This is a genomic window from Acidobacteriota bacterium, assembly GCA_009861545.1.
In the GTDB taxonomy this organism is placed as follows: domain Bacteria; phylum Acidobacteriota; class Vicinamibacteria; order Vicinamibacterales; family UBA8438; genus WTFV01.
Genome location: VXME01000055.1, coordinates 1 through 10353, shown reverse-complemented (window position 1 = coordinate 10353; position 10353 = coordinate 1). Strand labels below are relative to the sequence as shown.

Sequence of the window (10353 nt, the reverse complement as noted above, 5' to 3'; positions counted from 1 at the left end):
TATTACTCCCACAGCTTCCACCCACCTCTTCATTTGGTCGGTCGCCTTCTTTTTTTTTTTTTTTTTTGTGGGGGGGGGGGGTGGGGCGCCGCCCCCCCCCCCCACGACGCCAAGGATCAGTGCTACTTCCTCTTCTCCCTCACGCAATCACAGCTCGCTCGCGCCAGCTTCCCGCTCGGCGACATGCTGAAGGCGGAGGTCCGGGACTACGCTCGCGACCATGGCCTGCTCGTAGCCGACAAGCCGGACAGCCACGAGATCTGCTTCGTGCCCGACGGCGACTATGCGGCGTTCGTGGAACGGCGACTCCCCGAGGGTGCACGCGAGGGCGCGGTCGTCGATGCGGCGGGACGGCTCCTGGGACGGCATCGAGGCGTGCACCGGTTCACCGTCGGCCAGCGCAAGGGGCTCGGCGTCTCCGGCGCCGTGCCCCTGTACGTCACGGCCATCGATGCGGCGTCGGACACCGTCACCGTCGGCCCCCGCGCCGATCTGGAACGGATCACGCTGACCGCCGGCGGCGTGAACTGGATCGAGGGAACGCCACGGCAGGGATGCCCGGTCACGGCACAGATCCGTCACCATCATCCGCCGGCGCCGGCCCGCGTCTGGCCGCTCGACGGCGCCGCCCTGCGCCTCGATTTCGACCACCCGCAGCCGGCGATAGCCCCCGGCCAGGCCGTCGTGCTGTACGACGGCGACATCGTGCTCGGCGGCGGTTGGATCGACTGACCACACCGGGCCGAGAACAGCGCGGAGCTATCCTCCCGCGGATGCAGTCTCCACGGCCTGCGGATCCTGCGCGGGCAGACTCTCCAGATACCGTTCGGCGTCGATGGCGGCCATGCAACCCGAACCGGCCGCGGTGATGGCCTGCCGGTAGACGTGGTCCTGCACGTCGCCGCAGGCGAACACCCCGGGGACGTTGGTGGCGGTGCCGCGCACCGGCACGATGTACCCGTTCTGGTCCAGATCCACCTGCCCTTCGACCAGCTTCGTGTTCGGCGTATGGCCGATGGCGATGAAGACGCCGTCGACGGCGAGCTCCTTGATCGCGCCCGTCCTGACATTGCGCAGGACGACGCCGGTGACGACGCCCTCGGCCACGCCTTTCACCTCGTCGAGCACCGTGTCGAGCTCGAACGAGATCTTCGCGTTGGCCCGCGCCTTGTCCTGCATGATCTTGGACGCCCGGAACGCGTCCCGGCGGTGCACCAGGGTCACGTGCGATGCGAACTTCGTCAGAAAGGTGGCTTCCTCCATCGCCGAGTCGCCGCCGCCCACCACGACGATCGGCTTGTCGCGGAAGAAGTAGCCGTCGCAGGTGGCGCAGGTCGACACGCCGTGCCCCATCAGCGCCCGTTCGGAATCGAGTCCGAGCAGACGCGCCGACGCCCCCGTCGCCAGAATCAACGCACGCGTCTCGTGAACGCCGCCGCTCGTGGTGATGCGGATCGGCGGCCCCTGCAGGTCGAGCGCCGAGACGTCGCCCTGCACGATCTCGGTGCCGAACCGCTCCGCCTGGGCACGCATCTCGGCTATCAGGGCCGGCCCCAGGATGCCGTCGCGGAATCCGGGGTAGTTCTCCACGTCGGTGGTCAGCATCAACTGGCCGCCAGACTCCAGCCCCTCGATGAGCAGCGGATTCAGGTTGGCCCGCGCGGCGTAGAGGGCGGCCGTCAACCCCGCCGGCCCCGAACCTATGATGGTCACTTCTCGCATGAGTACGTGTCGCGCTAGTTCGTCTGCAGTTCCGGCTCCAGCAGCGAACGGCCCGTCGTCGACATCCAGTCGATGAGACGGCCCGCCTCGGCGAAGCGCCCGGCGTTCGACCCCGCCCCGAGCACCACCAGCACGACCGGGCCGGCGTCGGGCAGCTCGAACAGCGCAGTGAGACAGAAGCCGGCCTCGCTGATGTACCCCGTCTTCCCGCCCCGGACCGCGTTCCGGGAACGGAGCAGCCGGTTCGTGTTGCGGATGTTCACGCTGCGGCGATCCGTACGCACGCGATGCGTCCCCTTGCGCATGATCCGCGCGATCGCCGGCACGTCGCTCGCGGCAGCGAGCAACCGCGCGACGTCGTACGGCGTCGACACGTTGCGCTCGTCCAGACCGGAGGGCTCCACGAAGCTCGTGCCTTCCAGACCCAGCGCCGCCGCCTTCACGTTCATCTCCTTCACGAAGCGGCGGGTGCCCCAACCCGACGCGCGGGCGAGGATCCGCGCGGCCACGTTGTCGGACGCGATCAGCGCCAAGTGCAGGAGGGTATCCAGCGTGACCCGCTCGCCGCGCCGCAGGTAGGTGGTGGAGGCCCGGCGGACGTCGCGCCGCGACACCACGACGTCCCGGTCGAGATCGGGCGCCCGGTCCAGCAGGACCAGTGCCGTCATCACCTTCGTGATGCTGGCGATCGGCCGCTGGTCCAGCCCCCGCCGCTCCCAGAGAATCTCCTCCGTACGCGGGTTGTACAGGATGCCGGCGGCGACCCGCACCCGCGGGCGCCGGCGGTCCCCGATGTCCAGAATTCGCGGCGAATCCGGCGCGGACCTCGCCAGCAGGGGCGTGTCGGGCCGCCCGGCCGGCGCCGCAACGGCGCTCGCGGCCGGCGCCGCAACGGGAGCACCCGCGGCTGACGTCGCGGTTGCCGTCGCACCCACCCCGGGCGATGGGCCGGCGTCCGTGACGGACGCCGGCTCGGCTGCCGCCGCCGCGGGAGGCGGGGCACCCCGGATCGCCATCGGCACCCGACCGATCCCCAACAGGAACAGGCCGACCGCGGCCAGGGCGAGGGCGAGCCCGGACCAACCGGCGCCGCGTTCAGCTCGTCGCTTGTACGCCATGTCCACCACTACAGAACAAAGGCCCACCCGCGATGGGTGAGCCCCTGCGTCATGGAATCCTCCGCCCCCGCCCCGCTCGTCACGGCAGCGGCGGGCCCGCGTTATCGCTGGCGCGCGCGTAAGTGTAGTGCGTACGATGCTGCACGTCGACGGCGCCGCGGTTCACCTCGACCCGCAGCCGCCGCGTGCGGAACGTCGGATCGGGATTGCTGGAGTAGAAGCCGACGACGTAGTAGTCGCTCGTCTCGGCGTCGATTTCCCGGAACGCATCGTCGAAATCGTTGCGGTTGACGATCGCCCGGCCGCCGGTGAGCTCGGCCAGCGACCGGAGGCTGTTCTGCGTCGTGAACAGGAAATCGTTGAACGCCTCGCGCGGCCCGTTGTAGTCGGGGTCGGGCCCGGCGACGAGCCCGCGCGGGTCCACCGTATAGAACGAGGCGTTGGCCCGGTTCGCCGCCTTGGTCAACTCCGCGATCTCCATCGCGAGATCGGCGTCGCTGAAGACCTCTCCCTGCCGGGATATCCGCTCGAACGGATCCATCATCGGATCGGCGATGCCCTCGTACAGCCCGGCCACCTGGTCCTGCCCGAACATCGATCCCCAGCGGCCGGAGTTCCGCATGTCCTCGTAGATCGGCGACCGCCCGAAGATGCGCTCGTGGGCGAACGGGTTGAAGTCGTAGCCACTGCTGAAGTAGATGACCACCTTGCGCCGGTTCTGCACCCGCTCGAGGTTCCGGACGACGTCGCGCATCGTCTTGAACGCCACGTGGGCGCGCCACGACAGCTCGCTCGGCCCGCGCGGCCCCGGAGACAGGAAGCGGATCATCTCCGTCGGGTTGAAGCCGTCACCGGTCAGCCGATCCGCCGACGACTTGATGAGGCTGCGGTCGTAGGTCATGTCGACCCGGATCGACGACGGCCCGGTGGAGACGATGCCGAACAGATCCCCCTCGTGGATGAGGTTGTCCAACAACTGCTCGAAGACGGCGCGCGCCCGCGGCGTCTTGCTCGTCTCGATGTGCAGGTCGTCGACCAGGATTACGAATATGCGCCCCGCCGTGTCGTTGACCGCGCGCGTGGGCGGCAGGATGATGCCCTCCTGCGCCTGCGGCGGCGGCACGAGCTGGTTGAACACCCGGCCGCCATGCACGAGGACGAGGGAGGCCACCTCCTGCGGCTGGCCGTCCTCGTAGACCCGGAAGTCGCTCTCGGTCAGGTCCGGCACGAAGACGCCGCTGCCGTCGCGCACGATGACGTCGGTCGTCACCAGCGTGACGCCGGACCGGAAGACGGTTGCCGGATCGCCCTGTCGACCCGGATCCAGGGACTCCTGGGACCGCAACGGTGCGCCGACCATGACGCCGATCGCCACGATCAGGCCGACAGTGCGAACCCAGCGGCAGGGTTGCAGTCGAGTTTTGCACGTCATCATGTCTGGCATGATAACAAAGCGCCGATTTCCGGGCTAGTCCTGCCCCGTGGGCGGCTCCTCCTCCGTGCCGCGACGCCCGCGCGGGGCCCGCCGGCGCCGGCGCCCCAGATCCGCCTTGACGGCCGCAGCCTCGGACTCGAACCGCTCGATGCCGAGCACCGCCTCTTCCCCCGGACGCCAGCCATCCGGATTCAGCGCCTCGACCCGTGCGGACACCCTCTCGCGCAACCGGGGCTCGACCCGGCTCTCGGTCAACCGCGCCCGGAGCTCGGCGTACTGCGCCCGCAGGCGAGCCAGCCCGTCGTCGCCGACCAACGCTGCGACCGGGTGCGCGGGCGCCGCGCCGCCGGAATCCGGCTCGCCGCCGGGACCGGCAGCCGCGCCCTGGGCGTCCCGCCTGCCGGCTCGGCCCGCATCGGGTCCGGCGGCTCCCCGCCGCCGCCGGTCGTCCGCGGCCCCGCCGGCGCCGGGCGGCTCCGGCGCCGCCCGGCGTTCACGCCGCCCCGCGCTCCGGGCGCGCGATCGGCGGCCGTCCTCATCCGGCCGCACCGCGGCCGGGGGCGGCTTCACCCGCAGCATCTTTCCCCAGTCGAACGTGAGCTCCGCGTTGGAGTCCTCTATCGCGCGGATCGCGTCCTCGTCGAGCGGCAACCGCCCCACGTTCACGTTCGGCGGCGTCCGAAACCAGTACAGGAGCCGTGGCCGGGAACCGCTGCGCAGTCCGTGGAGCACGTACGTATGCTCGTAGCCTCGCTCGTCGCGGGAGAATCGGAGATACGGCATGGGCCGAGGCGCATCCCGGCCCGACAATCGCCACCGAACGCGACCGGCGCGGTCGCGCCGCGGCGCTTACGATTGCCGGCAAACCGGGTCTGACCCGGGAGTCTACCCCGTTTCCGCAGCGCGGACTCCCGGCGCGGTCGCCGCCCCCCGTGCGGCGCGGTCCGCCCCCGTCGGCTCGTAGTACGATCTCCGGGTGAACGACCGCTTTCTCCGCGCCTGCCGGCGCGAGCCCGTCGACCGCACGCCGGTCTGGTTCATGCGCCAGGCGGGACGCTACATGCCCGAGTACCGCGCGATCCGCGAGCGGCACTCCCTGCTCGACATCTGCCGTCAGCCGGAGCTGGCCGTCCAGGTGACGCTGCAGCCGGTCGACCGCCTCGAGGTCGACGCCGCCATCCTCTTCTCGGATCTGCTCCTGCCGCTCGAGCCGCTCGGCATCCCGTTCGATTTCGTCAAGGGCGAAGGCCCGGTCATCCACGAGCCCGTCCGCACGGCGGACGACGTCGCCCGGTTGCGCAGGTTCGAGCCGCGCGAATCGCTCGGCCACGTGCTCGCCACCATCCGCCTGCTGCGCACCGAGCTGGCCGACCGCGTTCCCCTCATCGGTTTCGGCGGCGCGCCGTTCACCCTGGCGTCCTATGCCGTCGAGGGTGGACCGTCGAGCCACTACGCGCGAACCAAGGCGCTGATGTACGGGGAGTCCGACACCTGGCACCGCCTCTGCGAGACGCTGTCGGCGGCCGTCGCCGACTACCTGGTGGCCCAGGTGGAGGCAGGCGCGCAGGCCATCCAGGTGTTCGACTCCTGGGTCGGGGCGCTCAGCCCGGCGGACTACCGCGAGTTCGCCCTGCCCCATACGCGGCGCGTGCTGGCGGCGGTGGCGGAGACCGGCGTGCCCGTCCTGCACTTCGGAACCGGCACCGCCACCCTGCTGGAGGCAATGACCGAGGCGGGCGGCGACGTCATCGGCGTCGACTGGCGCGTCCCCATCGACGAGGCCTGGGCCCGCATCGGACCGGAACGGGCGGTGCAGGGAAACCTGGATCCGACGCTGCTCCTCGGGCGCGTCGACCGCCTTCTCGCCGGCGCCGACGACGTCCTGCGGCGCGTGGGCGGGCAGGCCGGCCACATCTTCAACCTCGGTCACGGCATCCTCCCGGAGACGCCTGTCTCGCATGTGCAGACCCTGGCCCGCTTCGTCCACGAGTGCGGCTGACGCCGGCCCGCCGCGCCGGCCGCGGGCCGCCCATGCCGCGCCCGAGTCGGACGGGAGCCGGGCATGAGCCACGTCGCCGTCGCCGTCGTCGGCGGAGGCATCAGCGGACTGGCGGCGGCCTACGAGCTCCACCGCCGGAAGACGCCCTTCGTACTGCTCGAGAAATCCAATCGCCTCGGCGGCATGATCCGCACCGACCGAACCGGCGGGTTCACCATCGACGCGGGACCGGACTCGCTCGTCACGCAGAAACCGGCGGCGATCGCCCTCTGCGAGGAGCTCGGCCTCGCCGGCCGCCTCATCCCGACGCGCGCGCCGCGCACGGCGTACGTCGTTCGTGATGGAACGCTGCACCCGCTGCCCGGCGGCTCCGTCTTCGGCATACCTGTCGGCCTCGGGTCGCTCGCGGCCCACCGGCTTCTCTCCCGCCGCGGCCGGCTGCGCCTGGGGCTGGAGCTGCTGACGCCCCCGCATCGGAGCCATCGGCGGCCGGAACCCGCGGAGGAGACGATCGGGGCGTTCTTCCGCCGCCGCTTCGGGGCCGAGGCGACCGATTACCTGGCGGAGCCGCTGCTCGCCGGCATCCACTCCGGGGACGTCGAGCGGCTCTCGATGCACGCGCTCTTTCCGCGCTTCATCGAGGCGGAGCGGAAGCACGGCAGCGTGATCCGCGCGTTTCGCCGGACCGCGGCGGCGCGCCCCGGTGCGCCCGAGCATCAGGGCCCCTTCCGCTCGTTCGCCGAGGGCCTCGAGACCCTGCCCCGCGCGCTGGCGGCGCGCCTCCCGGCGGACGCGCTGCGGCAAGGGATCGAGGTCACCAGGCTCACCGCCGGACCGCCCTACGCGCTGGAGACGGCGCAGGGACCCCGCATCACCGCGGATCACGTCATCTGCGCCCTGCCCGCCCCCGCCACGGCTGCGCTCGCCGCCGGCGTCGACGACAGGCTCGGCCGGCTCTGTGCGGAGTGCACCGACACCTCGGTCGCGATCGTCGTGCTCGCTTTCGCCCGCGCCGCGGTATCGCACCCGCTCCGGGGCAGCGGATTCGTCGTCCCCCGCGTCGAGCCGGGCCTCTCGATCGCCGCCGCCACCTGGATCTCGTCGAAGTGGCCCGGCCGCGCCCCGGACGGCCACGTCCTGCTGCGCGGCTTCCTCGGCGGGACGCGCCGGCCGGACGCGCTCGCAGAGCCCGACGCATCCCTGATCGACACCGTACGGGGCGACTTGACGCGACTGCTCGGGATCCACGGCGAGCCGGTGCTGGCCCGCGTCTACCGCTGGCCGCGGGCGAACCCCCAACTGAACGTCGGCCACCCGGCGCGCGTCGCGGAAATCGACGACCGCCTGGCGGGGACGCCGGGGCTGCAAATCGTGGGCGCCGCCCTGCGCGGCGTCGGCATCGCCGACTGCGTGGCGGCGGGCCGCGCCGCTGGGCGGACCGCGGCCGACGCCGTCTGGAGCGCGGCATGAGCGCCGTGCACGTCATCGGCGTGCCCCTCGACCTCGGGGCCTCGCGCCGCGGGGTCGACATGGGGCCGTCCGCGCTGCGCATCGCCGGCCTCGGCGACCGCATCGCCCGGCTCGGCTACACGGTCACGGATCGGGGCAACCTGATCGCGCCGGTCCGGGAAACCATCCAGCCCGGAGAGGCGGGCAGGAAGTACATCGGCGCCATCGCCGGCGTCTGCCGCCGGCTGTTCGAAACGGCCGACGCATCGCACGCGGCGGGCGCGATCCCCTTGGTCCTCGGCGGCGATCACAGCCTGTCCGCCGGCTCCGCCGCCGCCACCGCCGCCGCCGCCCGGCGGCAGGGACGACACCTCGGCCTGCTCTGGATCGACGCGCACGGCGACATGAACACGCCCGACACCAGCCCCAGCGGCAACGTCCACGGCATGCCGCTCGCCGCGCTGCTCGGACCGGAGCCCGGCGAGCTGTCCGCCATCGGCGGGGCGTCCCCCGCGATCGAGGCCGCCCGCACCGTCCTCATCGGCGTCCGCAACCTCGACCCCGCCGAGCGCGAGCGGGTGATCGCATCCGGCGTCCACGTCTTCACGATGAAGGACATCGACCGCCTCGGCATGGCCACCGTCGCCGAGCGGGCCCTCGAGCTGACCGGCCGCGACACGGACCGCCTGCACGTCTCCTTCGATCTGGACGTCTGCGATCCCGGCATCGCTCCCGGGGTCGGCACGGCCGTCAAGGGCGGCCTCAGCTACCGCGAGGCCCACCTCGTCATGGAGACCGTCGCCGACAGCGGGCGGCTCCGGGGCCTCGACCTGGTCGAGCTGAATCCCACGCTCGACCACCGCAACGCCACCGCCGAGCTCGGCGTCGAGCTCGCGCTCTCGGCCCTCGGGCAGCGGATTCTGTAGCCGTCCGCGGCCCGCCGCCGGCCGCCGGGCGCGACACCGCCCGCACAGTGCGACGCCGTGCCCTTGCGCACGCCGGCAGCGCGGGAGCCACGTGCTATTCTTCGATGATCTACCGACGAAGGGAGACCCGATGAACGCTCGTCACTTTCTTTTCACCCTCTTGCTCGGCGGCCTGGTCCTGACGTTCGTCGCCGCCTGCGGCGGCGGCGGTGAAGCGCCGGAACCCGAGGCAATGGAATCCGAAGGCGCGGACATGGACGCCGAAGCGGCGGATGCGGGCGCCATGGAGATGCTCGGCGGCGGCCACGTGACGCCCGTCCACGAAGGCGCCGGCGGCAGCCCCCACGTCAGCGTCCACTGGAGCGTCGACGGCGGCAACATCACCATCGACTATGGCCGGCCGTACATCAAGGGCCGTGTCGTCGGCGAGACGGTCGAGCCGATGGCCGACTCGGTCTGGCGCCTCGGCGCGGACGAGGCCACCACGCTGACCTCCGACCGCGAACTGATGCTCGGCGACGCGACCATCCCGGCCGGCGAGTACACGCTCTGGACCATGCAGGCCGGCGACGAATTCCACCTGATCGTCAACAGCGAGGCCGGCCAGTGGGGCACCGCGTACAACGCCGAACACGACCTCGAGCACATCCCCATGACCGTCGGCGCGCTCGACCCGCCGGCCGAGCAGCTCGTCATCTCGATCGAGGACGGCAACCTCGGTTTCGACTGGGGGACGCTGACCGCCAGCGTGCCGCTGATGGTGCACTGATTCCGGCGGCGGCGCTCGGCCCGCCGCCTGCTTCCGACGGGTCGCGGCCTCCCCGGCCGCGGCCCGCCCTCGGGCCGCTAGCTCAGTGGTAGAGCACCTGACTTTTAATCAGGGTGTCGCTGGTTCGATCCCAGCGCGGCCCACCAATAGAATCAACAATTTGCGTGGAACGAGAGTCAGCCGTTCGACTTCGCAGGGTCCAAATAGGGTCCATCGCTCGGTGACGGAATTGCAGCCTGTACGTCCAGATCCGTGCTCTACGAGGCGCGGAAGCCCGCGTTCGCAGACTGCTCAAGAGCCCCGGATGCTCGCGCAAGGTAGACTCCCGATGACCCGGTCGCCGGGAGGAGTTCAGCTCTTGACCGGCCAAGCAGCTGCATCGCCGATTTGGGTGTGGCTCTTCTTCGTCGACGGCCCGGGGGGCGTCTGCGAACGGCACGGAAGAGCTACTTGACCCGTCGAAGGCGTGGTAGAGAGGACGGCGGGGACGGCTCGCTGACCGGCGGCGCCTTCCCGTCAGCGTATCGCTGGGCGTGATTCCGCTCGTATTCGCGCGCTTCGTGGAAGTCCCAGTACGCATCGAAGTCGCCGCTGGCCCGTAGCGCCCGGAGCTTCAGGACCGCCTCGGCTCCCACCAGGCGCCACCGTGCGCCGGTCAACTCCATCCGGTCGCGGACCAGGTACCGGCACGCCCCTTCGATGACGCCGGTGGCGATGGGATAGCCCGCCGCGAGGTACCGGTCGTAGTGCAGATACGGGGGTACTTGAGCAGGTAGTCGGCGCACGTATCGACCGGTTTGCGGGTGTCGTTGGCGAGGCCGGCGCCGGTCGCCGCACGCCGCATCGCCGCCGCGACCTTGCTGGCTTGGCCCTCGAGAATGCTGTTCGGCGTCAACTACTTTTGCCGGTGAACGACAACTATTTCTGCCGGTTGA

General features: G+C 71.2%; 10 protein-coding genes and 1 tRNA gene. 6 read left to right on the top strand and 5 right to left on the bottom strand.

Annotated features, from left to right (window positions below; all coding sequences use genetic code 11):
* Window positions 1–33: 33 nt before the first annotated feature.
* On the top strand, window positions 34–732 hold the full coding sequence (locus tag F4X11_08410; GenBank protein ID MYN65035.1) for a hypothetical protein: 699 nt from the start codon (window positions 34–36) through the stop codon (window positions 730–732).
* Window positions 733–759: 27 nt separating this feature from the next.
* Here the strand turns inward: F4X11_08410 and trxB are convergent, their stop codons facing one another.
* The 4 genes from trxB to F4X11_08390 form a co-directional block, all read right to left on the bottom strand.
* Entirely contained in the window at window positions 760–1722 is a 963-nt protein-coding gene (gene trxB, locus F4X11_08405) for a thioredoxin-disulfide reductase (GenBank protein ID MYN65034.1), read from the bottom strand.
* A 14-nt stretch (window positions 1723–1736) separates the two neighbouring features.
* A complete protein-coding gene (locus F4X11_08400) occupies window positions 1737–2840 on the bottom strand; it encodes a D-alanyl-D-alanine carboxypeptidase (GenBank protein MYN65033.1) in 1104 nt (367 codons plus the stop codon).
* Between the two features lie 79 nt (window positions 2841–2919).
* Complete coding sequence (locus tag F4X11_08395; protein ID MYN65032.1) at window positions 2920–4284, bottom strand: VWA domain-containing protein; 1365 nt, start codon at window positions 4282–4284, stop codon at window positions 2920–2922.
* Between the two features lie 24 nt (window positions 4285–4308).
* Entirely contained in the window at window positions 4309–5058 is a 750-nt protein-coding gene (locus F4X11_08390; protein ID MYN65031.1) for a hypothetical protein, read from the bottom strand.
* Window positions 5059–5251: 193 nt separating this feature from the next.
* On the opposite strand from F4X11_08390, the gene hemE reads away from it, so the two are divergent.
* From hemE to F4X11_08365, 5 genes are all read left to right on the top strand, one after another.
* Window positions 5252–6274: a uroporphyrinogen decarboxylase gene (hemE, locus tag F4X11_08385; protein MYN65030.1), complete on the top strand. Its 1023-nt coding sequence runs from the start codon at window positions 5252–5254 to the stop codon at window positions 6272–6274.
* Between the two features lie 63 nt (window positions 6275–6337).
* Complete coding sequence (gene hemG, locus F4X11_08380; GenBank protein MYN65029.1) at window positions 6338–7744, top strand: protoporphyrinogen oxidase; 1407 nt, start codon at window positions 6338–6340, stop codon at window positions 7742–7744.
* Window positions 7741–8649: an arginase gene (rocF, locus tag F4X11_08375; protein MYN65028.1), complete on the top strand. Its 909-nt coding sequence runs from the start codon at window positions 7741–7743 to the stop codon at window positions 8647–8649. Before hemG ends, rocF begins: the two co-directional genes overlap by 4 nt.
* 130 nt (window positions 8650–8779) lie before the next feature.
* Window positions 8780–9418, top strand: coding sequence for a DUF2911 domain-containing protein (locus tag F4X11_08370; GenBank protein MYN65027.1), 639 nt, complete (start codon window positions 8780–8782; stop codon window positions 9416–9418).
* A gap of 71 nt (window positions 9419–9489) precedes the next feature.
* Window positions 9490–9564 (top strand) — tRNA-Lys (locus F4X11_08365).
* Window positions 9565–9864: 300 nt separating this feature from the next.
* Here F4X11_08365 and F4X11_08360 read toward each other — a convergent pair.
* The gene (locus F4X11_08360) at window positions 9865–10203 is read right to left on the bottom strand and encodes a hypothetical protein (GenBank protein MYN65026.1); all 339 of its coding nucleotides are present in this window, start codon (window positions 10201–10203) and stop codon (window positions 9865–9867) included.
* Window positions 10204–10353 lie beyond the last annotated feature (150 nt).

Coding starts and splice junctions, on each gene's coding strand:
- rocF (MYN65028.1), top strand. CDS start 7,741: ATGAGCGCCGTGCACGTCATCGGCGTGCCCCTCGACCTCGGGGCCTCG.
- F4X11_08370 (MYN65027.1), top strand. CDS start 8,780: ATGAACGCTCGTCACTTTCTTTTCACCCTCTTGCTCGGCGGCCTGGTC.
- F4X11_08395 (MYN65032.1), bottom strand. CDS start 4,284: ATGCCAGACATGATGACGTGCAAAACTCGACTGCAACCCTGCCGCTGG.
- F4X11_08390 (MYN65031.1), bottom strand. CDS start 5,058: ATGCCGTATCTCCGATTCTCCCGCGACGAGCGAGGCTACGAGCATACG.
- hemG (MYN65029.1), top strand. CDS start 6,338: ATGAGCCACGTCGCCGTCGCCGTCGTCGGCGGAGGCATCAGCGGACTG.
- trxB (MYN65034.1), bottom strand. CDS start 1,722: ATGCGAGAAGTGACCATCATAGGTTCGGGGCCGGCGGGGTTGACGGCC.
- F4X11_08400 (MYN65033.1), bottom strand. CDS start 2,840: ATGGCGTACAAGCGACGAGCTGAACGCGGCGCCGGTTGGTCCGGGCTC.